Here is a 24728-nt window from a genome sequence, read left to right as displayed (position 1 = left end):
CGCGACGTTGCGTGGCGTGGCACGGCACGTGGGCCACACCGCGCCGCCCCGCAGCCGCCCTTCCCTTCCGACCAGGATCCGGAGCCCGTGGGATGACGTTCTGCCTGCTCCTGTTGAGCGCCGTCGCGCTGGCGGCCGCCGTGCCGGCACCCCGTGCGCTGACCCGGGCGACCTGGCCCGAACGGGAACCCGTCGTCGCCCTCTGGGTCTGGCAGTGCCTGGTCGCAACCGTACTGATGTGCTGCCTGACCGCGCTGGTCCTGGGCGCCGCCGCCGTCTTCCACACCGTCCGCGACCATGTCTTCGCCCCCGCCCCACCGGCGGTCACCGCGGCGTACGACCTGTCCGCGGCGCCCGCCTGGGCGACTCTGCTGACCCTGCTGCTGGCCTGCGGCGCCGCCTGGACGACGGCGATGCTCGGTCGAGAACTGGTGGAGGCCCGCCGCCACCGCGGTCAGGCGCGAGCCCATCTGCGCGAGCGCGCCCCGGAACTGCCGGGCGGCCTGGAGAAGGCCGCGCGCGGTCCGCTGCTGGTGCTGGAGGACGAGTACCCGGACGCCTGGTGGATGCCGGGCCACCCGCCCCAGCTGGTGGTGACGACGGGCGCCCTGCACCGCCTCACCGACCCTCAGCTGGACGCGGTCCTCACCCACGAGCGGGACCACGCCCGCGCCCACCACGACTGGCTGCTCCACCTGTCGACGGCCCTCGCCACCGGCTTCCCCCGCATCCCGCTCTTCGCCCACTTCTGCGACCAGACCCACCGTCTGGTGGAACTCGCGGCCGACGACACGGCCTCCCGTCGCTGCGGCCACCTGACCACGGCCCTGGCGCTGATCGAGCTGAACCAGCACCGCGGCGTCCTGTCCTGTGCCTCCAGCCACCGCCTCCTCGGCGAGCGCGTCGACCGCCTCCTGGACCCCCGCCCACGCCTCCTGCGCCGACACCGCGCCCTCACCGCGACGGTGGCTGCACTGGTACCGCTGCTCCCCCTGCTGATCGTCTTCGGCCCGGGCCTGACGGCACTGGCGTAACCGCCCCGGCCGACCCCAGCGACGAGGGGCCCTGACCGGCGAGCTGCGCCTCGCGGTGAGCCGAGCCTGCCCGCCAGTGAGCTGCGCCTGGCGGGGAGCCGAGCCTGCCCGCCGGTGAGCTGCGCCTCGCGGTGAGCCGAGCCTGCCCGCCGGTGAGCCAAGCCGTGTCTGCCTGGCGGTTGGCCGTACGTGTTCGGCTCCACCTGACCGGCGAGCGGCACCTGCCCCGGTCCACCGACCCACACGGACAGCACCTGCGGGCTCCACCTGACCGGCGAGCCACACCTGCCCCGGTCCGCCCGACCCACCCGAGCGGCACCTGCCCAGTCCGCATGCCCCGGCTCGCCACCCCCGCCCGTCTACATCCAGTCGTCCTCCGGGTCAGGCTCCGGCTCCATCTCCGGCCAGTCGTCCGCGCCCGGGTCCACGTCCCCCGCCGCGTTCCCCACCGCGTCCCCGGTCCCTTCCGGTGCCGCTCCGGACGACGCCGCCCCGGCCGACGCCGGCGCCCCCAGGCCGTCGAGTACCTCCAGCACGCCCTCCCCGTACGTCACCAGCTTCTTCTCGCCGACCCCGTTCACCGTCCCGAGCTGGGCCACCGACGTCGGCCAGACCGAGACGATCTCCCTGAGCGTGGCGTCGTGGAAGATCACGTACGCCGGGACGCCCTGCTCCCGCGCCTGCTCGGCCCGCCATGCCCGCAGCGCCTCGAAGGCCGGCAGCAGTGCCTCGGGCAGCTCGGCGACGGCGGCCTTCGCCTTGCCGCGCCCGGAGCCCGACGCACCGGAGCCGGAGGTACGCGAGGGCGCCGCCTTCTTCGGCTCCTTGCGCAGCGGCACGTCCCGCTCCCGGCGCAGCACCGCGCCGCTCGCCTCGGTCAGCACCAGCGTGCCGTACTCCCCCTCGACCGCGAGCAGCCCCTGCGCCAGCAACTGCCGTACGACGCCCCGCCATTCACCTTCGGACAGCTCCTCGCCGATGCCGAACACCGACAGCTGGTCGTGGTCGAACTGGATGACCTTGCCGGTGCGCTTGCCGAGCAGGATGTCGACGATCTGCACCGCGCCGAACTTCTGCCCGCGCTCCCGCTGCAGCCGCACCACCGTCGACAGCACCTTCTGCGCGGCGACGGTGCCGTCCCAGGTCTCCGGCGGTGTGAGGCAGGTGTCGCAGTTTCCGCAGCCCGCCGGGTCCGGTTCCTGACCGAAGTAGTTGAGCAGCTGCCCGCGTCGGCACTCGGCCGTCTCGCACAGCGCCAGCATCGAGTCCAGGTGAGCGGCGGCCCGGCGGCGGAACGCCTCGTCGCCCTCGCTGGACTGGATCATCTTGCGCTGCTGTATGACGTCGTTGAGGCCGTACGCCATCCAGGCCGTGGACGGCAGCCCGTCCCGCCCGGCGCGGCCCGTCTCCTGGTAGTAGCCCTCCACCGACTTGGGCAGGTCGAGGTGGGCGACGAAACGGACGTCCGGCTTGTCGATGCCCATGCCGAAGGCGATGGTCGCGCACACGACCAGGCCCTCCTCGCGCAGGAACCGCGACTGGTGCTCCGCGCGCGTCCCCGCGTCCAGGCCCGCGTGGTACGGCACGGCCTCGATGCCGTTCGCGCTGAGGAATTCGGCGGTCTTCTCGACCGAGTTGCGCGACAGGCAGTACACGATGCCCGCGTCGCCCTCGTGCTCCTGGCGCAGGAAGGTCAGCAGCTGCTTCTTGGGGTCCGCCTTGGGCACGATCCGGTACTGGATGTTGGGCCGGTCGAAGCTCGCCACGAAGTGCCGGGCCGTCGGCATGTGCAGCCGCTGGGTGATCTCCTGGTGCGTGGCGTGGGTGGCCGTCGCCGTCAGGGCGATCCGCGGGACGTCCGGCCAGCGCTCGCCGAGCAGGGAGAGGGAGAGATAGTCGGGCCGGAAGTCGTGGCCCCACTGGGACACGCAGTGCGCCTCGTCGATCGCGAAGACCGAGATCTTGCCGCGGGAGAGGAGGTCCAGCGTGGAGTCGAGCCGCAGCCGCTCCGGCGCCAGGTAGAGCAGGTCCAGCTCGCCCGCCAGGAACTCGGCCTCCACCACCCGCCGCTCGTCGAAGTCCTGCGTGGAGTTCATGAACCCGGCGTTCACACCGAGCGCCCGCAGCGCGTCCACCTGGTCCTGCATGAGGGCGATGAGCGGCGAGACCACGATGCCCGTGCCGGGTCTGACCAGGGCGGGGATCTGGTAGCACAGGGACTTGCCGCCACCGGTCGGCATGAGGACCACGGCGTCGCCGCCCGCGACCACATGCTCGATGACCGCTTCCTGCTCACCGCGGAAGGCCTCGTATCCGAAGACCTTGTGGAGCGTGGCCAGTGCCTCGCTCTCGGATACCGCTGTCATTGCACCGATCCCGCCCGTCCCACCCATCGCCGTGTCCCCCGTCCGTCGCACCTCGACCACTGCGTCCACGATAGGGGTCCGCACCGACAGCGACGGAGTTATCCACAGGCCCGCCCCATCGCCCTGTGCACTCGCTCTGTGCACTCGCTCTGTGCACTGGCTCTGTGCACTCACTCGAATGGTCCGCGTCACATGGAGGCCCGGTAGCCGCCGGGACATGCTGCGAGGGCGGGACGGGCAGGTCCCGCCCTCGCACAGCGCGCCTGACCCGGTGCGCGCGCCTCTTCCGCTTCAAGGAGCCCCACCATGTCCTCTCGGCCCCTCAAGGCCGCCATCGCCGTGGCGGTAGCCGGAGCCTTCTCCCTGACCGCGTCGCCCGCCCATGCGGCGCCCGACCCTGTCACGGACATCCGGGGGGACCTGACCACGGCGTACGCCGACACCGCCGTCTACGCCTACGAGCCGTGGGCCTCGTCGGAGGGCGGTTACGTCCCCACCGACGTCTGTGTGCCCGAGGCGGGCTACCGCTACGTCAACGAGAAGTACGTCGGCTCCCTCGATGCGGGCACGCCGGCGGCCCTGCTGTACGAGGGCGGGGCCGACCGGAGCGCTCGGCAGCTGGTCGGGGTGGAGTGGATGGTCCCGGACACGGGCCAGAGCAAGGCACCGGAGCTGTTCGACACACCGTTCGAGAAAAACGGCGCGCTGAAGGCCTGGACGCTCCACGCGTGGATCCACAAGGCCAACCCCAAGGGGCTCTTCACCGCCTTCAACTCCGACGTGAAGTGCTCCACCACACCGGCGTCGCCCGCGGTCACCACCCTGCCCGACTGGGTGGCGGATCTGGAGAACCTCGACCGGACGACCGGCTGAACCCTCGGCACGCAACACGTAGGCCCCGGCTCCCACCGCAGGGAACCGGGGCCGCCGTACGGGCGCCGCGGGTCAGCGCACGAAGACTCCCGCCTGGCCCGCGAGGTCCAGGAAGTACTGCGGCGCCACACCGAGCACCAGCGTGACCGCCACGCCGACCCCGATCGCCGCCATCGTCAGCGGCGACGGCACGGCGACCGTCGGCCCGTCCGGACGCGGCTCGCTGAAGAACATCAGCACGATGACGCGGATGTAGAAGAACGCCGCGATCGCCGACGAGATCACACCGACCACGACCAGCGGTGCCGCCCCGCCCTCCGCCGCCGCCTTGAACACGGCGAACTTGCCCACGAAGCCGGAGGTCAGCGGGATGCCGGCGAAGGCCAGCAGGAACACCGCGAACACGGCGGCCACCAGCGGTGAACGACGGCCCAGCCCGGCCCACTTGGACAGGTGCGTCGCCTCGCCACCGGCGTCCCGCACCAGCGTGACCACCGCGAACGCGCCGATCGTCACGAACGAGTAGGCCGCCAGGTAGAAGAGGACGGACGACACCCCGTCCGGTGTGGTCGCGATGACGCCCGCGAGGATGAAGCCCGCGTGCGCGATCGACGAGTACGCCAGCAGCCGCTTGATGTCCGTCTGCGTGATCGCGACGATCGCACCGCCGAGCATGGTGACGATCGCGACGCCCCACATGACCGGCCGCCAGTCCCAGCGCAGACCCGGCAGCACGACGTACAGGATGCGCAGCAGCGCGCCGAAGGCTGCGACCTTGGTCGCCGCCGCCATGAACCCGGTCACCGGCGTCGGCGCGCCCTGGTACACGTCCGGCGTCCACATGTGGAACGGGACCGCGCCGACCTTGAACAGCAGGCCCATGACGATCATCGCGGTGCCGATCAACAGCAGCGCGTCGTTGCCCATGGTGTCCGCGAGCGCCGGGTCGACGGTGGTGACCGTGCCGTCGACGACCCGCGCGATGGTCGCGTAGGACACCGAGCCCGCGTAGCCGTAGAGCAGCGCGATGCCGAAGAGGGTGAACGCGGAGGCGAACGCGCCGAGCAGGAAGTACTTGACCGCGGCCTCCTGCGACATGAGCCGCTTGCGGCGGGCCAGCGCGCACATCAGGTACAGCGGCAGCGAGAAGACCTCCAGCGCGATGAACAGCGTCAGCAGGTCGTTGGCCGCCGGGAAGATCAGCATGCCCGCGACGGCGAACAGCAGCAGCGGGAACACCTCGGTGGTGGTGAACCCGGCCTTCACCGCGGCCTTCTCGCTGTCGCTGCCCGGCACCGAGGCGGCCTGCGCGGCGAAGGAGTCGACCTGCTTGCCGTGTTCCACGGGGTCCAGGCGGCGTTCGGCGAAGGTGAACAGGCCGACCAGTCCCGCCAGCAGGATGGTGCCCTGCAGGAAGAGCGCCGGTCCGTCGACGGCGATCGCGCCCATGGCCGCGATGCCCGCCTTGGTGGTGGCGTACCCGTTCGCCGAGAGCGCGACGACCGCGGCGAAGGCCGAGATCAGCGCTACGGCGGACAGGAACACCTGGGCGTGGTACCGCTGCTTGCGCGGTACCGCCGCCTCGATCAGCACTCCGATGATCGCCGCACCGACGACGATCAACGTGGGTGACAACTGTCCGTATTCGATCTTCGGCGTGTCGATCTTCGAGATCGGGTCGGCCGCGGTTGTCCACAGGCTGTGGACGACTGTTGCGCTCACTTGGCCGCCTCCACCTCGGGCTGGGGGTCCTTCTTTTCGAGGTCCGACATGGTCTGCTTGACCGCCGGATTCACGATGTCCGTGACGGGCTTCGGGTAGACGCCCAGGAAGATCAGCAGGACGACCAGCGGCGCCACCACCACCAGTTCCCGCACCCGCAGGTCGGGCATGGTCGCGATCTCGGGCTTCACCGGACCCGTCATCGTCCGCTGGTAGAGGACGAGGGTGTAGAGCGCCGCGAGCACGATGCCGAAGGTGGCGATGATGCCGATCACCGGGTAGTTCGCGAACGTGCCGACCAGGACCAGGAACTCACTCACGAACGGGGCGAGACCCGGCAGCGACAGGGTCGCCAGACCACCGATCAGGAAGGTGCCGGCGAGCACCGGGGCGACCTTCTGCACCCCGCCGTAGTCGGCGATGAGCCGCGACCCGCGCCGCGAGATCAGGAACCCGGCGACCAGCATCAACGCGGCCGTGGAAATACCGTGGTTGACCATGTAGAGCGTCGCCCCGGACTGGCCCTGGCTGGTCATCGCGAAGATGCCCATGATGATGAAGCCGAAGTGCGAGATCGACGCGTACGCCACCAGCCGCTTGATGTCCCGCTGGCCGACCGCGAGCAGCGCCCCGTAGATGATGCTGATCACCGCGAGGACGAGGATCACGGGCGTCGCCCACTTCGACGCCTCCGGGAACAGCTGGAGGCAGAAGCGGAGCATCGCGAAGGTGCCGACCTTGTCGACGACCGCCGTGATGAGGACGGCGACCGGGGCGGTGGCCTCCCCCATCGCGTTGGGCAGCCAGGTGTGCAGCGGCCACAGCGGGGCCTTCACCGCGAAGGCGAAGAAGAACCCGAGGAAGAGCCAGCGCTCGGTGTTCGTCGCCATCTCCAGCGAGCCGTTGGCCCGCGCCTCGGCGATCTCCTGGAGCGAGAAGCTCCCGGCGACCACGTACAGGCCGATCACCGCGGCCAGCATGATCAGACCGCCGACCAGGTTGTAGAGGAGGAACTTCACGGCGGCGTACGACCGTTGCGTCGACGCCGTCTCCTCGCCGTGCTCATGGGCCCGGTCCCCGAAGCCGCCGATGAGGAAGTACATCGGGATCAGCATGGCTTCGAAGAAGATGTAGAACAAAAAGACGTCCGTGGCCTCGAACGAGAGGATCACCATCGCCTCGACGGCGAGGATCAGGGCGAAGAAGCCCTGCGTCGGCCGCCACCGGGTGTTGCCGGTCTCCAGCGGGTCGGCGTCGTGCCAGCCCGCGAGGATGATGAACGGGATCAGCAGCGCGGTCAGCGCGATGAGCGCCACCCCGATGCCGTCCACGCCCAGCTCGTACCTGACCCCGAACTCCTTGATCCACCAGTGGGATTCGGTGAGCTGGTAGCGGTCGCCGTCCGGGTCGAAGCGGACCAGGACGATCGCGGCGAGCACGAGTGTGGCGAGCGAGACGAGCAGCGCGAGCCACTTGGCGGTGGTGCGTCGCGCGGCCGGTACGGCGGCCGTGGCGATCGCGCCGATGGCCGGGAGCGCCGCCGTCGCTGTCAGCAGAGGAAAGGACATCGGATCAGACCGCCCTCATCAGCAGGGTCGCGGCGATCAGCACTGCCGCACCGCCGAACATCGAGACCGCGTACGACCGCGCGTAGCCGTTCTGCAGCTTGCGGAGCCGTCCGGAGAGACCGCCCATGGAGGCCGCCGTACCGTTGACCACCCCGTCGACCAGGGTGTGGTCGACGTACACCAGGGAGCGCGTGAGGTGCTCGCCGCCGCGGACCAGGACGACATGGTTGAAGTCGTCCTGGAGCAGGTCGCGCCGGGCGGCCCGGGTGAGCAGCGACCCGCGCGGGGCGACGACCGGGACGGGGCGGCGGCCGTACTGCGCCCAGGCGGTCGCGACGCCGATGACCATGACGGCCACCGTGGACGCCGTGACCGTGGCGGCGCTGATCGGCGCGTCGCCGTGGTCGTGCCCGGTGATGGGCTCCAGCCAGTGCAGGAACCGGTCACCGATGCTGAACAGGCCACCGGCGAAGACCGATCCGAAGGCCAGCACGATCATCGGGATCGTCATGGACTTCGGCGACTCGTGCGGGTGCGGCTCGGCGTGCTCGCCGTGGTGCTCGGCGGCGGGCTCGGCGCTCGGGGCCTGCGGGGAGCGGGTGGGCTGGTTGCGCCAGCGCTCCTCGCCGAAGAACGTCATCAGCATCACGCGCGTCATGTAGTACGCCGTGATGGCCGCGCCCAGCAGGGCACAGGCGCCGAGGATCCAGCCCTCGGTGCCGCCCTTGGCGAACGCCGCCTCGATGATCTTGTCCTTCGAGAAGAAGCCGGACAGGCCCGGGAAGCCGATGATGGCGAGGTAGCCGAGGCCGAACGTCACGAAGGTGACCGGCATGTACTTCCTCAGGCCGCCGTACTTCCGCATGTCGACCTCGTCGTTCATGCCGTGCATGACCGAACCCGCGCCGAGGAACAGCCCGGCCTTGAAGAAGCCGTGGGTCACCAGGTGCATGATCGCGAAGACGTAGCCGATGGGGCCGAGACCGGCAGCGAGGACCATGTAGCCGATCTGCGACATGGTCGAGCCCGCGAGGGCCTTCTTGATGTCGTCCTTCGCGCAACCGACGATCGCACCGAACAGGAGCGTGACGGCACCGACGATGGTGACGACGAGCTGGGCGTCCGGGGCGAGGTTGAAGATGTTGGCGGAGCGGACGATCAGGTAGACACCCGCGGTCACCATCGTCGCGGCGTGGATGAGGGCCGAGACCGGGGTCGGGCCCTCCATCGCGTCCCCGAGCCAGGACTGCAGCGGCACCTGGGCGGACTTGCCGCACGCGGCGAGCAGCAGCATCAGGGCGATGCCGGTCAGTGTGGCCTCGGAGGCGCCGGTGACGAGGCCGGGCTCTTCGTGGCTGCCGAGGACCGGGCCGAAGGCGAAGGTGCCGAACGTCGTGAACATCAGCATGATCGCGATCGACAGGCCCATGTCGCCGACGCGGTTGACCAGGAAGGCCTTCTTCGCGGCCGTCGCGGCACTGGGCTTGTGCTGCCAGAAGCCGATCAGCAGGTAGGAGGCGAGACCGACGCCCTCCCAGCCGACGTACAGCAGCAGGTAGTTGTCGGCGAGGACGAGCAGCAGCATCGCCGCGAGGAACAGGTTCAGATAGCCGAAGAAGCGGCGGCGGCGCTCGTCGTGCTCCATGTACCCGATGGAGTACAGGTGGATCAGCGTGCCGACGCCGGTGATCAGCAGCACGAACGTCATCGACAGCTGGTCGAGGCGGAAGGCGATGTCCGCCTGGAAGCCCTCGACCGGCACCCAGCTGAACAGGTGCTGGGTGAGCGTGCGGTGCTCGGCGTCCTTGCCGAGCAGGTCGGCGAAGAGGACGGCGCCGACCACGAAGGAGGCGCCGGCGAGGATCGTGCCGATCCAGTGGCCGACGGCGTCCAGCCGCCGGCCGCCGGTCAGCAGGACCGCCGCTCCGAGCAGGGGCGCCGCGATGAGCAGCGCGATCAGGTTCTCAGCATTCATACGGTCCAGCGCCCCTTACAGCTTCATCAGGCTGGCGTCGTCGACCGAGGCCGAGTGGCGGGATCGGAACAGCGACACGATGATCGCGAGCCCGACCACGACCTCCGCGGCGGCGACGACCATCGTGAAGAAGGCGATGATCTGGCCGTCGAGGTTGCCGTGCATCCGGGAGAAGGCGACGAACGCGAGGTTGCAGGCGTTGAGCATGAGCTCGACACACATGAACACCACGATCGCGTTGCGCCTGATCAGCACGCCGGTGGCACCGATCGTGAACAACAGGGCCGCGAGATACAGGTAGTTGACGGGGTTCACTTCGACGCCTCCTCGGCCCGCTTGAGGTTCGCCGGCGCCAGGTCGGTCCGCTCCAGACGGTCCTCCGCACGCTGTTCCAGCGCCCGCAGATCGTTGAGCGCCTCGGTGGAGACGTCACGGATCTGACCGCGGTCGCGCAGCGTCTTGTTGACGGTGAGCTCGGAGGGGGTGCCGTCGGGCAGCAGGCCCGCGACGTCCACGGCGTTGTGCCGGGCGTAGACACCGGGGGCGGGCAGCGGCGGCAAGTGCGTGCCCTCGCGGACCCGCTGCTCGGCCAGTTCGCGCTGGGTCTTGGCGCGCTCGGTGCGCTCGCGGTGGGTGAGCACCATGGCGCCGACGGCGGCCGTGATCAGCAGGGCGCCGGTGATCTCGAAGGCGAACACGTACTTGGTGAAGATGAGGCGGGCGAGGCCCTCCACGTTGCCGTTCGCGTTGGCCTGCGCCAGGCCGTTGAACTCCGTCAGGGAGGCGTTGCCGATGCCGGCGACCAGCAGGATGCCGAATCCGAGCCCGCACAGCAGGGCCAGCCAGCGCTGGCCCTTGATGGTCTCCTTCAGGGAGTCCGCGGCCGTGACGCCGACGAGCATCACCACGAACAGGAACAGCATCATGATCGCGCCGGTGTAGACGACGATCTGCACGACGCCGAGGAAGTAGGCGCCGTTGGCGAGGTAGAACACCGCCAGGATGATCATGGTGCCGGCGAGACAGAGCGCGCTGTGCACGGCCCGCCTCATGAAGACGGTGCACAGGGCGCCGATCACGGCGACGGTGCCGAGCACCCAGAACTGGAAGGCCTCGCCGGTGGAGGTGGAGTAGGCGGCGAGCTGAAGGGGGGCGCTCATCGGCCGATCACCTTCCCCGACGCCGGTTCGTCCGCCCCGAAGGTCGACTCGCCCTCCTGCACGGTCTCGCCCTTGGAGACGGCCGGCTGCTGGACGGTGCCGGGCGCGGCCTCGGTGACCAGCCCCCGGTAGTAGTCCTGCTCGTCGGTCCCCGGGTAGATCGCGTGGGGACTGTCGACCATGCCCTCCTCCAGGCCTGCGAGGAGCTGCTCCTTGGTGTAGATGAGGTTGGCGCGGCTGGAGTCGGCGAGTTCGAACTCGTTGGTCATCGTCAGCGCGCGCGTGGGGCACGCCTCGATGCACAGGCCGCACAGGATGCAGCGGGCGTAGTTGATCTGGTAGACGCGGCCGTACCGCTCGCCCGGCGAGTAGCGTTCCTCGTCCGTGTTGTCCGCGCCCTCCACGTAGATGGCGTCGGCGGGGCAGGCCCAGGCGCACAGCTCGCAGCCGACGCACTTCTCCAGGCCGTCCGGATGGCGGTTGAGCTGGTGCCGTCCGTGGAACCGCGGAGCGGTGGTCTTCTCCTGCTCCGGGTACTGCTCGGTCAGCCGCTTCTTGAACATGGCCTTGAAGGTCACACCGAAGCCGGCCACCGGGTTCTGGAATCCGGGCGTCGTCTGCCCGGCCTCCTTGGGCTCCTCAGCCATCGGACGCCTCCTTTCCATCCAGAGATCCGTCACTCTGAGTATCGGGCCCACCACTGACAATCAGCTCCCGCTCCCGGCGGGGGCGGCGCCTGGGCACGGGTGGCAACTCCTGTCCGGGCAGCGGCGGTACGGGGAATCCACCGGCCATCGGGTCGAAGGCGACGGCCGGGGCGGGCTCCTCCTTCGGCTTGCCGCGGAACATGTCGGCGACGAAGGAGAGCAGCAGCAGCGCCACGACACCACCGCCGACGTACAGGGCGATGTCGGCGAAGTCGTAGTTCTCGTTGCGCAGGGTCCGCACGGTCGCGACGAGCATCAGCCACACCACGGAGACCGGGATGAGGACCTTCCAGCCGAGCTTCATCAGCTGGTCGTAGCGGACCCGTGGGAGCGAGGCGCGCACCCAGATGAACAGGAACAGGAACGCCTGGACCTTGAGGAAGAACCAGAGCATCGGCCACCAGCCGTGGTTCGCGCCCTCCCAGAAGGTGCTGATCGGCCAGGGCGCCCGCCACCCGCCGAGGAACAGCGTGGTCGCCACGGCCGAGACAGTGATCATGTTCGCGTACTCGGCGAGCATGAACAGCGCGAACTTGATGGACGTGTACTCGGTGTTGAAGCCGCCGACCAGGTCGCCCTCGGACTCCGGCATGTCGAAGGGGGCGCGGTTGGTCTCGCCGATCATCGTGACGATGTAGAGGATGAACGAGACCGGCAGCAGCAGTACGTACCAGCGGTCCTGCTGCTGTTCGACGATCGCGGACGTCGACATCGACCCCGAGTAGAGGAAGACGGAGGCGAACGCCGCGCCCATGGCGATCTCGTAGGAGATCATCTGGGCGCAGGAGCGCAGACCGCCGAGCAGCGGGTACGTCGAGCCGGAGCTCCAGCCCGCGAGGACGATGCCGTAGATGCCCACGGAGGCGGTCGCGAGGATGAAGAGCATCGCGATCGGCAGGTCGGTGAGCTGCATCGTGGTGCGCTCACCGAAGATCGAGACCTCGTTGCCGGCCGGGCCGAACGGGATCACCGCGATCGCCATGAAGGCCGGGACCGTCATGATGATCGGCGCGAGGACGTAGACCACCTTGTCGGCACGCTTGACGACGAGGTCTTCCTTGAGCATCAGCTTCACACCGTCGGCGAGCGACTGGAGCATGCCCCAGGGGCCGTTGCGGTTGGGGCCGATGCGCAGCTGCATCCAAGCGACGACCTTGCGTTCCCAGACGATGGCCAGCAGCACGGACAGCACCACGAAGGCGAAGCAGAACACCGCCTTCAGCACGACCAGCCACCAGACGTCGCGGCCGAACATCGAGAGGTCTTCAGCGGCGAGGTACGGGCTCATGCCTCCACCTCCTTGGGGGCTTCGGCGGCGAGCGTCGCCGGGCCGATGCGGACGAGTGAGCCGGGCGCCACACCGGCGTCGGAGGCGACGCCCCCGCCCGCGGAGTTCAGCGGGAGCCAGACCACACGGTCGGGCATCTCGGTGATCTGGAGCGGGAGTTCGACGGTTCCGGCCGGTCCGGTCACGGCGAGCACGTCGCCGTCCTTGACCCCGACCTCGGCGGCGGTGGGCGCCGACACGCGCGCGCGGGCCGCGTGTCGCGTCCCGGCGAGCGCCTCGTCGCCCTCCTGGAGGCGGCCCTGGTCGAGCAGCAGCCGGTGCCCGGCCAGTACGGCCTCCCCGGCGGCCGGCCGAGGCAGCTGGGCGGCCCTCTCCAGGGGGTCGGTGGCCCGGGGACCGTCCCAGGCGCCGAGCCGGTCGATCTCGCCGCGCACGGTGCGCAGGTCCGGCAGTCCCAGGTGGACGTCCATGGCGTCGGCCAGCATCTGCAGCACGCGCGCGTCGGTGGGCGCGAGGCGGCGGGTCATCTGGTCGGGCTTGAGGGCGGCCTCGAAGAAGCGCACCCGGCCTTCCCAGTTGAGGAAGGTGCCCGCCTTCTCGGCGACCGCGGCGACCGGCAGCACCACGTCCGCGTGCGCGGTGACCTCGCTGGGCCGCAGCTCCAGCGAGACCAGGAAGCCGACCTCGGTCAGGGCCTCACGCGCGCGTGCCGGGTCGGGCAGGTCGGCGATCTCGACGCCCGCGACGACCAGCGCCCGCAGCTCGCCGGTGGCGGCGGCCTCGACGATCTGGCTGGTGTCCCGGCCGTAGCGGTGCGGGAGTTCGGCGACGCCCCAGGCGCTCGCGACCTCCTCACGCGCGCGCGGGTCGGTGGCCGGACGTCCGCCCGGCAGCAGCGAGGGCAGCGCGCCCGCCTCGACGGCACCGCGCTCCCCCGCCCGGCGCGGGATCCACACCAGCTGCGCGCCGGTCGCGGCGGCGGCCCGTACCGCGGCGGTCAGTCCGCCGGCCACGGCGGCCAGCCGCTCGCCGACGGCGATCACCGCGCCCTCCGCGCGCAGCGCCTCCGCGGCCAGGGCGCCGTCCGCCTCCAGGCCGACTCCGGCCGCGAGCGCGTCCAGCCACTCGGTCTCGGTGCCGGGGGCCGCCGGCAGCAGCGTGCCGCCGGCCTTCTCCAGACCGCGCGTGGCGTGCGTGGCGAGGGAGAACACCTTCTGCCCGTGCTTGCGCCAGGCCTTGCGCAGCCGCAGGAAGACGCCGGGCGCCTCCTCCTCGGCCTCGAACCCGACCAGCAGCACGGCGGGCGCCTGCTCCAGGGCGGTGTAGGTGACGCCGCTGCCGTCGAGGTCACGGCCGCGTCCGGCGATCCGCGAGGCGAGGAAGTCGGCCTCCTCACCGCTGTGCACGCGCGCGCGGAAGTCGATGTCATTGGTGTCGAGGGCCACGCGCGCGAACTTGCTGTACGCGTAGGCGTCCTCGACGGTGAGCCGGCCGCCGGTGAGGACACCGGTCCGGGAGCGGGCCGCGGTCAGTCCCTGGGCGGCGGCATCGAGGGCCTCCGGCCAGGACGCGGGCTCCAGGACGCCTTCGGCGTTGCGCACCAGGGGCGTCTCCAGCCGGTCACGCTGCTGCGCGTACCGGAAGGCGAAGCGGCCCTTGTCGCAGATCCACTCCTCGTTGACCTCGGGGTCGTTGGCCGCGAGCTTGCGCATGACCTTGCCGCGCCGGTGGTCGGTGCGGGTGGCGCAGCCGCCGGAGCAGTGCTCGCACACGCTCGGGGAGGACACCAGGTCGAAGGGGCGCGAGCGGAAGCGGTAGGCCGCCGAGGTGAGCGCGCCGACCGGACAGATCTGGATGGTGTTGCCGGAGAAGTACGACTCGAAGGGGTCGCCCTCGCCGGTGCCGACCTGCTGGAGGGCGCCCCGCTCGATCAGTTCGATCATGGGGTCGCCCGCGACCTGGTTGGAGAAGCGGGTGCAGCGGGCGCACAGCACGCACCGCTCACGGTCGAGCAGCACCTGGGTGGAGATGGGGACGGGCTTCTCGTAGGTCCGCTTCCTGCCCTCGAAGCGGGACTCGGCCTGGCCGTGGGACATGGCCTGGTTCTGCAGGGGGCACTCGCCGCCCTTGTCGCAGACCGGGCAGTCCAGCGGGTGGTTGATGAGGAGGAGCTCCATCACACCGTGCTGGGCCTTCTCGGCGACCGGCGAGGTGAGGTGGGTCTTCACCACCATGCCGTCGGTGCAGGTGATGGTGCAGGAGGCCATCGGCTTGCGCTGGCCCTCGACCTCGACGATGCACTGCCGGCAGGCGCCGGCCGGGTCGAGCAGGGGGTGGTCGCAGAAGCGGGGGATCTCGATGCCGAGCTGTTCGGCGGCGCGGATGACCAGGGTGCCCTTGGGCACGCTGATCTCGACGCCGTCGATCGTCAGCGAGACGAGATCCTCCGGCGGGACCGCCGCCTCTCCCCCACCGGAGGGAGCGTTGGTGGTCACGGTCATGCGTTCACCTCCGTGCGGGAGTCGGCCCAGACCGTGGACTTGGCCGGGTCGAAGGGGCAGCCACGGCCCGTGATGTGCTGCTCGTACTCCTCGCGGAAGTACTTGAGCGAGGAGAAGATCGGCGAGGCGGCGCCGTCGCCGAGGGCGCAGAAGGACTTGCCGTTGATGTTGTCGGCGATGTCGTTCAGCTTGTCGAGGTCGGACATGACGCCCTTGCCGGCCTCGATGTCGCGCAGCAACTGCACGAGCCAGTACGTGCCTTCACGGCAGGGGGTGCACTTGCCGCAGGACTCGTGGGCGTAGAACTCGGTCCAGCGGGTGACGGCGCGGACCACGCAGGTCGTCTCGTCGAAGCACTGGAGGGCCTTGGTGCCGAGCATGGAGCCGGCGGCGCCGACGCCCTCGTAGTCGAGGGGGACGTCGAGGTGCTCGTCGGTGAACATCGGCGTGGAGGAGCCGCCCGGCGTCCAGAACTTCAGCCGGTGCCCGGGGCGCATTCCGCCGCTCATCTCGAGCAGCTGGCGGAGCGTGATGCCGAGCGGGGCCTCGAACTGGCCGGGATTGGCGACATGGCCGCTGAGCGAATAGAGCGTGAAGCCGGGGGACTTCTCGCTGCCCATCGACCTGAACCAGTCTTTTCCTTTGTTCAGGATCGCGGGAACCGACGCGATCGACTCCACGTTATTCACAACAGTCGGGCAGGCATAGAGGCCTGCGACCGCAGGGAAAGGGGGACGGAGCCGCGGTTGACCACGGCGGCCTTCGAGCGAGTCGAGCAGTGCGGTCTCCTCACCGCAGATGTACGCGCCCGCGCCGGCGTGCACGGTGAGTTCCAGGTCGAGTCCGCTGCCCAGGATGTTCTCGCCGAGGTAGCCCGCCGCGTAGGCCTCGCGCACGGCCTCGTGCAACCGCCGCAGCACTGGGACGACTTCACCACGCAGATAGATGAAGGCATGCGAAGACCTGATGGCGTAACACGCGATGACAATGCCCTCGATGAGGCTGTGCGGGTTCGCGAAGAGGAGCGGGATGTCCTTGCAGGTTCCCGGCTCCGACTCGTCGGCGTTGACAACTAGATAGTGCGGCTTTCCATCACCCTGGGGAATGAACTGCCATTTCATCCCGGTGGGGAATCCCGCGCCGCCACGGCCGCGCAGACCGGAGTCCTTGACGTACGCGATCAGGTCGTCCGGTGACATCGCGAGCGCCTTGCGGAGCCCCTCGTACCCTTCGTGCCTTCGGTAGACGTCCAGCGACCAGGACCTGTCCTCGTCCCAGAAGGCCGACAGCACGGGTGCGAGCAGCTTTTCGGGGCTGGTGTCTTTCAGCTCGGGTGCCAAGGTCATCACTCCCCCTCCTCGGCGGCGGGCCCTGCCGGGTGGGCGGGGTCGGAGGCCGACGTGTCGTGCGGTGCGTCGTGGGAGCTCAAGTGCTCGCTCGGCGAGGGCTCGTGCACGCCCCTGCCCGGTGCCGCGCGGTCGTGTGCCGCGCGGTCATGTGCCGCCCGGTCCTGCGGCTCGTCGTGCGGGCCGCCGTCCCGCGGATGGACCACGCGCGCGGGTGCGGTCTCTCCCCTGGCCAGGCGGAGACCCACCAGTGACGCGGGTCCCGCACCGCCGCTCGCCTCGACGGCCCCTGGCCGCTCGTCGGGGAAGCCGGCGAGGATCCGCGCGGTCTCCTTGAAGGTGCACAGCGGCGCCCCGCGCGTGGGCTCCACGGTCCGGCCCGCGCGCAGGTCGTCGACGAGGCGCTTGGCGCTCGTCGGGGTCTGGTTGTCGAAGAACTCCCAGTTCACCATCACGACCGGCGCGAAGTCGCAGGCCGCGTTGCACTCGATGTGTTCCAGCGTGACCTTGCCGTCCTCGGTGGTCTCGCCGTTGCCGACGCCGAGGTGCTCCTGGAGCTCCTCGAAGATCGCGTCGCCGCCCATCACCGCGCAGAGCGTGTTGGTGCAGACACCCACCTGGTAGTCACCGCTCGGCCGGCGCCGGTACATGGTGTAGAAGGTGGCGACCGCGGTGACCTCGGCCGTGGTCAGGCCCAGCACGTCCGCGCAGAACTGCATTCCGGTGCGCGTGACATGGCCCTCCTCCGACTGCACGAGGTGCAGCAACGGCAGGAGTGCGGACCGGGAGTCGGGGTAGCGCGCGATGATCTCGCGCGCGTCCGCCTCGAGCCGGGTCCGGACGTCGTCCGGGTAGGCGGGTGCGGGCAGTTCGGGCATGCCCAGGCTGACGCCCCGCTCCGAAGAAGAGGTGGTCACCGGTCGACGCCTCCCATCACGGGGTCGATGGACGCGACAGCGACGATGACGTCGGCGACCTGGCCGCCCTCGCACATCGCCGCCATGGCCTGAAGGTTGGTGAAGGACGGGTCACGGAAGTGGACCCGGTAGGGACGGGTGCCGCCGTCGGACACGGCATGCACCCCGAGTTCGCCCTTGGGCGACTCGACGGCCGCGTACGCCTGTCCCGGCGGTACCCGGAAGCCCTCGGTGACCAGCTTGAAGTGGTGGATCAGGGCCTCCATGGAGGTGCCCATGATCTTCTTGATGTGGTCGAGGGAGTTGCCCAGGCCGTCGGGACCGAGGGCGAGCTGGGCGGGCCAGGCGATCTTCTTGTCGCCGACCATGACCGGACCGGGCTGGAGCCGGTCCAGGCACTGCTCGACGATGTGCAGCGACTGGCGCATCTCCTCCAGCCGGATCAGGAAGCGGCCGTAGGAGTCGCAGGTGTCGACGGTCGGGACCTCGAAGTCGTAGGTCTCGTAGTCGCAGTACGGCTGCGCCTTGCGCAGGTCGTGCGGCAGGCCGGCCGAGCGCAGGATGGGGCCGGTGGCGCCGAGGGCCATGCAGCCCGCCAGGTCCAGGTAGCCGATGTCCTGCATACGGGCCTTGAAGATGGGGTTCCCGGTGGCGAGCTTGTCGTACTCCGGGAGGTTCTTCTTCATCTTCTTCACGAACTCGCGGATGTGGTCCACCGCGCCGGGCGGCAGGTCCTGGGCGAGTCCGCCGGGGCGGATGTACGCGTGGTTCATCCTGAGGCCCGTGATGAGCTCGTAGATGTCGAGAATCATTTCACGATCACGGAATCCGTAGATCATGATCGTGGTGGCGCCCAGTTCCATGCCGCCGGTGGCGATGCACACCAGGTGCGAGGAGAGCCGGTTCAGCTCCATCAGGAGCACCCGGATGATCTTGGCGCGCTCGGTGATCTGGTCCTCGATGCCGAGGAGCTTCTCGACGGCGAGACAGTAGGCCGTCTCGTTGAAGAAGGACGTCAGGTAGTCCATGCGCGTCACGAACGTGGTGCCCTGCGTCCACGTGCGGAACTCGAGGTTCTTCTCGATGCCGGTGTGCAGGTAGCCGATGCCGCAGCGGGCCTCGGTGACCGTCTCGCCCTCGATCTCCAGGATCAGGCGGAGCACGCCGTGGGTGGAGGGGTGCTGCGGGCCCATGTTGACGACGATGCGCTCGTCGTCGGCGCGGGCCGCGGACTGGACGACCTCGTCCCAGTCGCCACCGGTGACCGTGTAGACGGCGCCCTCGGTGGTCTCGCGCGCTGCCGCCGCGGCGGCGGCAGCGGCCGAGGCGTCCGAGGCGGATGCGTGGGAAGTGCTCACGAGTACGACCTCCGCTGGTCCGGAGCCGGGATCTGGGCGCCCTTGTACTCGACGGGGATGCCGCCGAGGGGGTAGTCCTTGCGCTGCGGATGGCCCGGCCAGTCGTCGGGCATCATGATCCGCGTCAGCGCCGGGTGACCGTCGAAGACGATCCCGAAGAAGTCGTAGGTCTCGCGCTCGTGCCAGTCGTTGGTCGGGTACACCGAGACCAGGGACGGGATCTTCGGGTCGGCGTCCGGGGCGCTGACCTCCAGACGGATCAGCCGGTTGTGGGTGAGCGAGCGCAGGTGGTAGACGGCGTGCAGCTCGCGGCCCTTGTCGTGCGGGTAGTGGACGCCGCTGACGCCGGTGCACAGTTCGAAGCGCAGGGCGGGGTCGTCGCGCAGGGTCTGTGCGACGCGCAGCAGGTGCTCGCGCTCGATGTGGAAGGTGAGCTCGCCGCGGTCGACGACCGTCTTGTCGATGGCGTTGTCGGGGAGCAGTCCCTGTTCCTCCAGGGCGCCTTCCAGTTCGTCGGCGACCTCGTCGAACCAGCCGCCGTAGGGGCGGGCGGTGGGGCCGGGGAGCCGGACCGAGCGGACCAGGCCGCCGTAGCCGGAGGTGTCGCCGCCGTTGTTCGCGCCGAACATGCCGCGCTGGACGCGGATCTCCTCACCTCCCTCGCCGCGCTGGCCGGGGAGGTTGGAGCCGCTCAGCTCCTTCTCCGGGTTGGCTCCGTTGGTGTCTTTCGCGTCGCTCACCGCAGCAGCCCCTTCATCTCGATCGTGGGCAGGGCCTTGAGCGCCGCTTCCTCAGCCTCGCGGGCGGCCTCCTCGGCGTTCACGCCGAGCTTGGAGGTCTGGATCTTCTGGTGGAGCTTGAGGATGGCGTCCAAGAGCATCTCGGGCCGTGGCGGGCAGCCCGGGAGATAGATGTCGACCGGGACGATGTGGTCGACGCCCTGCACGATCGCGTAGTTGTTGAACATGCCGCCCGAGGAGGCGCAGACCCCCATGGAGATGACCCACTTGGGGTTCGGCATCTGGTCGTAGACCTGCCGGAGCACCGGGGCCATCTTCTGGCTGACCCGGCCGGCGACGATCATGAGGTCGGCCTGGCGGGGTGAGCCGCGGAAGACCTCCATGCCGAAGCGGGCCAGGTCGTAGCGTCCGGCGCCGGTGGTCATCATCTCGATGGCGCAGCAGGCGAGGCCGAAGGTGGCCGGGAAGACGGACGCCTTGCGTACCCAGCCCGCGGCCTGCTCGACGGTGGTCAGCAGGAAGCCGCTCGGCAGCTTTTCTTCGAGTCCCATGAGTTAGAGGCCCCTCAGTCCCATTCCAGGCCGCCGCGCCGCCACACGTACGCGTACGCGACGAAGACGGTGAGCACGAAGAGCAGCATCTCCACGAGCCCGAAAACACCCAGGGCGTCGAAGGTGACGGCCCAGGGGTAGAGGAAGACGATCTCGATGTCGAAGACGATGAAGAGCATCGCCGTCAGGTAGTACTTGATGGGGAAGCGCCCGCCGCCGGCCGGCGTGGGGGTCGGCTCGATCCCGCACTCGTAGGCCTCGAGCTTGGCTCGGTTGTACCGCTTTGGTCCGATCAGCGTGGCCATGACCACGGAGAAGATCGCAAAGCCTGCCCCGAGGGCTCCCAGTACGAGGATGGGCGCATACGCGTTCACCGCTCCTCGCTCCTCTCAGTCGGCACTGACTGCTGGCGATGGCATCGGGTTCGCTTCCGCCTCACGCGCCTCGCAAGTCCCGCCTGTCCCGGCGAAGATCGCGAACATGTGAAGCAGGTCACAAGCCCAACTGACCCGCATCTTATGCCCGCCGGTCTGTGATCTGCGACACGGGGTATTGCACAAGCTTTGTGATCTCCACCACCTGACGAAGGATCATGAAGTCGGATGAGCGGTGATCTTCACACGTGAAGCGTCCGAGTGATCACCAGAGGTGACATTTTGGCTCGTCGGCGCACGTGGGAGCGGGCGTCTCCATATCAAGACAATTCCCTTGCATGCAAATTGGCGTTGGACGCGGCGGCTTGATAGTGCGCGGCGTTCACACATCAGAAGGAGTCGTGAGGCGCGATGTGGACGCGTGCACGCGTTCACGAGCGAGCGAGGGCGAGAGATGCGCGCGAGACGCAGCCGCCGCTGTGACCGTTGCGTGACCTCCGCCACATTGATGAGAGGTCCGTGAGAACCGGGGTTGGCCACTTGTCCCAACCGATGGTAGGCGCGGGGCAATTCGGACGTAAACACGAAAGTGCATGATCACAGCCGTGTAGGGCCAGGTCCGCAATGTCCGTTACGGCGTCAATAAAGAAAGCCATGGGGGGTAATTGGGGCGTCGGTTGAACAACTGTGGCGCACCACACGTTTCTTGAAGGTATGGAGGAGCCCCTGATACCGGTTGTTCTCATGTCCCACACCGCTCACATACGCAGCCACCGGAAGCCCCGCCGCAGCGCGACGACATCGCTCGCCGTGCGCGCCGGAGTTGCCGGTGGCGTTCTCAGCATGGCAGCGGCGGGCGCGTCGGCCTCGGCGAGCGCCGCCGAGACCACGCAGACCCTCGAACTGCCCACGCTCACGGCCGACCTGGCCGCCCAGGTCGCCGAGTCCGCGGACGCCACGCAGCAGGCTGCCGCGAACTACGAGCTTCAGGCCGAGCGGGACGCCGCCGCCGCGGCCGCCGCCAAGGAGGCCAAGAAGGACCTGCTGGAGGCGAAGAAGAAGGCCGAGGCCAAGAAGAAGGCCGAGGAGGCCCGTAAGGCCGCCGCTGAGGCCGCCGCCTCGCGTTCCTCGGAGCGGACCACCCTCTCCGCCACCACGACCTCCACGACCGTCTCGGCGCCCGCCAGCGGCTCCGTGGGGACCGTCATCGCCTTCCTCAAGGCGCAGGTGGGCGACGCCTATGTCATGGGCGCCACCGGCCCGAACGCGTGGGACTGTTCGAGCCTGGTCCAGGCGGCGTTCAAGCAGGTCGGTGTCGACCTGCCGCGAGTCTCCCAGGACCAGTCGATGCGGGGCACCGACATCCCGCTGTCGCAGATCCAGGTCGGCGACATCCTCTACTGGGGCGGCAAGGGTTCCGCCTACCACGTGGGTGTCTACATCGGTGGCGGCCAGTACCTGGACGCGGCCAACCCGTCCAAGGGCGTCGTCATCCAGGACCTGTCGGGCTACCCGGCCTCGGGTGCCGTGCGCGTACTCTGACGGGACCGCACCAAAGACGCACACGCGTACGGAACGTCGTAAGGGCCGCAGCCGCTCGGGGGCAGCGGCCCTTCCGCGTGCCCTGAGCCTGGACGGACCAGCGGCCCCTCCGCGTGCCCTGAGCCTGGACGGACCAGCGCGAACGCGGGGACGCGCAGCGGCAGGTGGCGGCCCGGCGGGACGAGGTCCTCGCCCGCCGGGCCCCCGACATCGAGAAGCGGAAGGCCTGATTCAGGTCCAGGCTCAGGCCTTCCCCCCGCTCACGCGCGCGGGGCCACCTTGCTCAGCCCGTTGATGATCCGGTCCATCGCGTCGCCGCCCGTCGGGTCGGTGAGGTTGGCGAGCATCTTCAGGGTGAACTTCATGAGCATCGGGTGGGTGAGGCCGCGCTGGGCCGCGATCTTCATGACCTTCGGGTTGCCGATGAGCTTCACGAAGGCGCGGCCCAGCGTGTAGTAGCCGCCGTAGGTGTCCTTGAGGATCTGCGGGTAGCGCTGGAGGGCGATCTCCCGCTGGGCCGGCGTGGCCCGTGCGTGGGCCTGGACGATGACGTCGGCGGCGATCTGGCCGGACTCCATGGCGTAGGCGATGCCCTCGCCGTTGAAGGGGTTCACCATGCCGCCCGCGTCGCCGACCAGGAGCAGGCCCTTGGTGTAGTGAGGCTGGCGGTTGAAGGCCATCGGCAGGGCGGCGCCGCGGATCGGGCCCGTCATGTGTTCGGGGGTGTAGCCCCACTCCTCGGGCATCGAGGCGCACCAGGCCTTGAGCACCTCGCGCCAGTCGAGCTCCTTGAAGGAGTCGGAGGTGTTCAGCACACCGAGGCCCACGTTGGAGGTGCCGTCGCCCATGCCGAAGATCCAGCCGTAGCCCGGCAGCAGCCGGGGCTCGGGGCCGCGGCGGTCCCACAGCTCCAGCCAGGACTCCAGGTAGTCGTCCTCGTGGCGCGGCGACTCGAAGTACGTGCGGACGGCGACGCCCATCGGGCGGTCCTCGCGGCGGTGCAGGCCCATCGCCAGGGACAGCCGGGTGGAGTTGCCGTCGGCGGCGACCACCAGGGGCGCGTGGAAGGTGACCTCCCGCTTGTCCTCCCCCAGCTTGGCGTGCACGCCGGTGATCCGGCCGGTGCGGTCGTCGACGATGGGCGCGCCGACGTTGCACCGCTCGTACAGTCGCGCGCCCGCCTTCTGGGCCTGGCGGGCGAGTTGCTCGTCGAAGTCGTCGCGCTTGCGGACGAGTCCGTAGTCGGGGTACGAGGCGAGCTCCGGCCAGTCCAGCTGGAGGCGGACGCCGCCGCCGATGATGCGCAGGCCCTTGTTGCGCAGCCAGCCGGCTTCCTCGGAGATGTCGATGCCCATGGCCACGAGCTGTTTCGTGGCGCGCGGGGTGAGGCCGTCGCCGCAGACCTTCTCGCGCGGGAACGCGGTCTTCTCCAGCAGGAGTACGTCTAGTCCGGCCTTGGCGAGGTAATACGCGGTCGTGGAGCCCGCCGGGCCCGCGCCGACGACGATCACATCGGCGGTGTTCTCGGAAAGGGCCTCGGAGACGGGCTCGGAGTGGGGCTCGGTCACAGCGGGATCTCCCCAAGTTCGACATCTGCGTGCCGACCGGCACTGGACATGGGCAGTCTATTCAGCACGATTGATCACCCGGCTGAAGGGTTGCCCCGTGAACCGAGCTCTCCCCGTAGTACGGCTGCGCGTCCCCACCGACGAGGACGCCGTCGCCTGGCACCGGCTCTTCGACGACCCGGACGTCATGGAGTTCCACGGTGGCAGGTCGGCGGAGTTGTCCGTCTACGAGGAACTCACCGCCCGCCAGCGCCGGCACGACGCCGAACTCGGGTTCTGTCTGTGGACCATGGTCGACGAGGACGAGCGGGTCATCGGGTTCACCGGGGCCCAGCCGTGGCCGCGGGACTGGGGGCCGACGGGTGAGATCGAGATCGGCTGGCGGCTCGGGCGCGCGTACTGGGGCAGGGGGTACGCGACGGTCGCCGCGCGGATGACGCTGGAACGGCTCCGGGCGGCGGGCGTCAGGAACGTCGTGGCGATGGTCAGACCCGGCAACGAGCGGTCCGTCGCGGTGACCCGGCGCCTGGGCATGGAGCTGGCGGAGACGTTCCCGCACCCGCGGCTCGCGGAGGACGCGCTCTGCTACCGCCTGGATCTGGCTCCGCGCGGTGACTCCGAGTAGCCGTCGGCTACGGAAAGACACCTGCCGCTTCCGACCGGCACCCCTGTGCGGTTACCCTGCCAGTACCGCTGGGGGTGACATCTGTGCGCATAACACCCGCAACACCCGAAGTGCGCGTACCGCGTCTGGTCGGCCTGATGGCCGTGGACGCACGCGAGACGGCCCGGGCGCGGGGCCTGCTCCTCAGCACGCCGGACCGGCAGGACCTCACGCTCGCCGTGGTCGACTACGTCGTACGCCAGTACCCGCAGCCCGGTGCCGAGGTGCCGCGGGAGTCGATGGTCTACGTGTGGTTCGACGTCGGCCCGGGTGACGGCGGCGGAGGCATCCGCGAGCCGCGCCCACCGAAACCGTCGGGCGGCGGACTGCGGCGCGAGCTGGACGAGCCGGGAGACCCCTGTACGGTCGCGGGCCCGTCCTGAGTTCCCCTCAGCGCTCACCCCGAGTCCTCGGCCCCGCCGAGCCCTTGGCACACCCAGGGTCCCCCCTCGGCCCCCGCGGACCCCGGCGTAC

The 24728-nt window shown here is 69.7% G+C and carries 21 protein-coding genes; 5 read left to right on the top strand and 16 right to left on the bottom strand.

The window, feature by feature from the left end:
* Nucleotides 1–92 precede the first annotated feature (92 nt).
* Nucleotides 93–1034, top strand: coding sequence for a M56 family metallopeptidase (locus ACZ56U_RS33335; protein ID WP_469087653.1), 942 nt, complete (start codon nucleotides 93–95; stop codon nucleotides 1032–1034).
* A 359-nt stretch (nucleotides 1035–1393) separates the two neighbouring features.
* Here ACZ56U_RS33335 and recQ read toward each other — a convergent pair whose 3' ends face one another.
* Entirely contained in the window at nucleotides 1394–3427 is a 2034-nt protein-coding gene (gene recQ, locus ACZ56U_RS33330; RefSeq protein ID WP_469087703.1) for a DNA helicase RecQ, read from the bottom strand.
* 279 nt (nucleotides 3428–3706) lie between these two features.
* On the opposite strand from recQ, the gene ACZ56U_RS33325 reads away from it, so the two are divergent.
* Nucleotides 3707–4273 (top strand): hypothetical protein, encoded by a 567-nt coding sequence (locus tag ACZ56U_RS33325; protein WP_469087652.1) that lies wholly within the window; start codon nucleotides 3707–3709, stop codon nucleotides 4271–4273.
* A gap of 72 nt (nucleotides 4274–4345) precedes the next feature.
* Here ACZ56U_RS33325 and nuoN read toward each other — a convergent pair whose 3' ends face one another.
* The 14 genes from nuoN to ACZ56U_RS33255 are packed head-to-tail and all read right to left on the bottom strand — an operon-like array spanning nucleotide 4346 to nucleotide 20480.
* Complete coding sequence (gene nuoN, locus ACZ56U_RS33320; protein ID WP_469087651.1) at nucleotides 4346–5995, bottom strand: NADH-quinone oxidoreductase subunit NuoN; 1650 nt, start codon at nucleotides 5993–5995, stop codon at nucleotides 4346–4348.
* Entirely contained in the window at nucleotides 5992–7563 is a 1572-nt protein-coding gene (locus tag ACZ56U_RS33315; protein WP_469087650.1) for an NADH-quinone oxidoreductase subunit M, read from the bottom strand. Before ACZ56U_RS33315 ends, nuoN begins: the two co-directional genes overlap by 4 nt.
* A gap of 4 nt (nucleotides 7564–7567) precedes the next feature.
* Complete coding sequence (nuoL, locus tag ACZ56U_RS33310; protein ID WP_469087649.1) at nucleotides 7568–9538, bottom strand: NADH-quinone oxidoreductase subunit L; 1971 nt, start codon at nucleotides 9536–9538, stop codon at nucleotides 7568–7570.
* A 15-nt stretch (nucleotides 9539–9553) separates the two neighbouring features.
* Entirely contained in the window at nucleotides 9554–9853 is a 300-nt protein-coding gene (gene nuoK / locus ACZ56U_RS33305) for an NADH-quinone oxidoreductase subunit NuoK (protein ID WP_004927567.1), read from the bottom strand.
* Entirely contained in the window at nucleotides 9850–10698 is an 849-nt protein-coding gene (locus ACZ56U_RS33300) for an NADH-quinone oxidoreductase subunit J (RefSeq protein ID WP_469087648.1), read from the bottom strand. Before ACZ56U_RS33300 ends, nuoK begins: the two co-directional genes overlap by 4 nt.
* Nucleotides 10695–11345, bottom strand: a complete 651-nt coding sequence (nuoI, locus tag ACZ56U_RS33295) for an NADH-quinone oxidoreductase subunit NuoI (protein WP_469087647.1) — start codon at nucleotides 11343–11345, stop codon at nucleotides 10695–10697. The genes ACZ56U_RS33300 and nuoI overlap by 4 nt, the downstream gene beginning before the upstream one ends.
* The gene (gene nuoH / locus ACZ56U_RS33290; protein WP_469087646.1) at nucleotides 11338–12693 is read right to left on the bottom strand and encodes an NADH-quinone oxidoreductase subunit NuoH; all 1356 of its coding nucleotides are present in this window, start codon (nucleotides 12691–12693) and stop codon (nucleotides 11338–11340) included. The genes nuoI and nuoH overlap by 8 nt, the downstream gene beginning before the upstream one ends.
* Nucleotides 12690–15194 carry an NADH-quinone oxidoreductase subunit G gene (locus ACZ56U_RS33285; protein WP_469087645.1) on the bottom strand — a complete coding sequence of 835 codons (2505 nt, stop codon included), beginning with the start codon at nucleotides 15192–15194 and terminating at the stop codon, nucleotides 12690–12692. The genes nuoH and ACZ56U_RS33285 overlap by 4 nt, the downstream gene beginning before the upstream one ends.
* Entirely contained in the window at nucleotides 15191–16540 is a 1350-nt protein-coding gene (nuoF, locus tag ACZ56U_RS33280) for an NADH-quinone oxidoreductase subunit NuoF (RefSeq protein WP_391239861.1), read from the bottom strand. The genes ACZ56U_RS33285 and nuoF overlap by 4 nt, the downstream gene beginning before the upstream one ends.
* Nucleotides 16540–17457: an NADH-quinone oxidoreductase subunit NuoE gene (gene nuoE / locus ACZ56U_RS33275; RefSeq protein WP_469087644.1), complete on the bottom strand. Its 918-nt coding sequence runs from the start codon at nucleotides 17455–17457 to the stop codon at nucleotides 16540–16542. Before nuoE ends, nuoF begins: the two co-directional genes overlap by 1 nt.
* Nucleotides 17454–18815, bottom strand: coding sequence for an NADH-quinone oxidoreductase subunit D (locus ACZ56U_RS33270; RefSeq protein ID WP_469087643.1), 1362 nt, complete (start codon nucleotides 18813–18815; stop codon nucleotides 17454–17456). Before ACZ56U_RS33270 ends, nuoE begins: the two co-directional genes overlap by 4 nt.
* A complete protein-coding gene (locus tag ACZ56U_RS33265) occupies nucleotides 18812–19555 on the bottom strand; it encodes an NADH-quinone oxidoreductase subunit C (protein WP_469087642.1) in 744 nt (247 codons plus the stop codon). The genes ACZ56U_RS33270 and ACZ56U_RS33265 overlap by 4 nt, the downstream gene beginning before the upstream one ends.
* On the bottom strand, nucleotides 19552–20106 hold the full coding sequence (locus ACZ56U_RS33260; RefSeq protein WP_056552623.1) for a NuoB/complex I 20 kDa subunit family protein: 555 nt from the start codon (nucleotides 20104–20106) through the stop codon (nucleotides 19552–19554). The genes ACZ56U_RS33265 and ACZ56U_RS33260 overlap by 4 nt, the downstream gene beginning before the upstream one ends.
* A gap of 14 nt (nucleotides 20107–20120) precedes the next feature.
* Nucleotides 20121–20480: an NADH-quinone oxidoreductase subunit A gene (locus tag ACZ56U_RS33255; RefSeq protein ID WP_007383963.1), complete on the bottom strand. Its 360-nt coding sequence runs from the start codon at nucleotides 20478–20480 to the stop codon at nucleotides 20121–20123.
* 714 nt (nucleotides 20481–21194) lie between these two features.
* Between ACZ56U_RS33255 and ACZ56U_RS33250 the strand changes: the two genes are divergently transcribed.
* Nucleotides 21195–22022, top strand: coding sequence for a C40 family peptidase (locus ACZ56U_RS33250; RefSeq protein WP_469087641.1), 828 nt, complete (start codon nucleotides 21195–21197; stop codon nucleotides 22020–22022).
* A gap of 260 nt (nucleotides 22023–22282) precedes the next feature.
* Here ACZ56U_RS33250 and ACZ56U_RS33245 read toward each other — a convergent pair whose 3' ends face one another.
* Complete coding sequence (locus ACZ56U_RS33245) at nucleotides 22283–23590, bottom strand: geranylgeranyl reductase family protein (protein WP_469087640.1); 1308 nt, start codon at nucleotides 23588–23590, stop codon at nucleotides 22283–22285.
* Between the two features lie 97 nt (nucleotides 23591–23687).
* Here ACZ56U_RS33245 and ACZ56U_RS33240 point away from each other — a divergent pair, with 97 nt between their 5' ends.
* Both ACZ56U_RS33240 and ACZ56U_RS33235 read left to right on the top strand, forming a co-directional pair.
* Nucleotides 23688–24215 carry a GNAT family N-acetyltransferase gene (locus ACZ56U_RS33240; RefSeq protein ID WP_469087639.1) on the top strand — a complete coding sequence of 176 codons (528 nt, stop codon included), beginning with the start codon at nucleotides 23688–23690 and terminating at the stop codon, nucleotides 24213–24215.
* A 110-nt stretch (nucleotides 24216–24325) separates the two neighbouring features.
* Nucleotides 24326–24637: a PASTA domain-containing protein gene (locus ACZ56U_RS33235; RefSeq protein WP_469087638.1), complete on the top strand. Its 312-nt coding sequence runs from the start codon at nucleotides 24326–24328 to the stop codon at nucleotides 24635–24637.
* Nucleotides 24638–24728: the final 91 nt, after the last annotated feature.

The organism is Streptomyces sp. NPDC034103 (assembly GCF_055575395.1).
Note: the sequence above shows the minus strand (reverse complement) of the source record. Positions and strands in the feature narration are given on the sequence as shown.

Bases quoted from the DNA above. Each gene is read 5' to 3' on its own strand.
- nuoL (WP_469087649.1), bottom strand. From the start codon at position 9,538: ATGAATGCTGAGAACCTGATCGCGCTGCTCATCGCGGCGCCCCTGCTC.
- ACZ56U_RS33300 (WP_469087648.1), bottom strand. From the start codon at position 10,698: ATGAGCGCCCCCCTTCAGCTCGCCGCCTACTCCACCTCCACCGGCGAG.
- ACZ56U_RS33250 (WP_469087641.1), top strand. From the start codon at position 21,195: ATGGAGGAGCCCCTGATACCGGTTGTTCTCATGTCCCACACCGCTCAC.
- nuoF (WP_391239861.1), bottom strand. From the start codon at position 16,540: ATGACCTTGGCACCCGAGCTGAAAGACACCAGCCCCGAAAAGCTGCTC.
- nuoH (WP_469087646.1), bottom strand. From the start codon at position 12,693: ATGAGCCCGTACCTCGCCGCTGAAGACCTCTCGATGTTCGGCCGCGAC.
- recQ (WP_469087703.1), bottom strand. From the start codon at position 3,427: ATGGGTGGGACGGGCGGGATCGGTGCAATGACAGCGGTATCCGAGAGC.
- ACZ56U_RS33335 (WP_469087653.1), top strand. From the start codon at position 93: ATGACGTTCTGCCTGCTCCTGTTGAGCGCCGTCGCGCTGGCGGCCGCC.
- ACZ56U_RS33315 (WP_469087650.1), bottom strand. From the start codon at position 7,563: ATGTCCTTTCCTCTGCTGACAGCGACGGCGGCGCTCCCGGCCATCGGC.
- ACZ56U_RS33285 (WP_469087645.1), bottom strand. From the start codon at position 15,194: ATGACCGTGACCACCAACGCTCCCTCCGGTGGGGGAGAGGCGGCGGTC.
- ACZ56U_RS33325 (WP_469087652.1), top strand. From the start codon at position 3,707: ATGTCCTCTCGGCCCCTCAAGGCCGCCATCGCCGTGGCGGTAGCCGGA.
- ACZ56U_RS33260 (WP_056552623.1), bottom strand. From the start codon at position 20,106: ATGGGACTCGAAGAAAAGCTGCCGAGCGGCTTCCTGCTGACCACCGTC.
- nuoI (WP_469087647.1), bottom strand. From the start codon at position 11,345: ATGGCTGAGGAGCCCAAGGAGGCCGGGCAGACGACGCCCGGATTCCAG.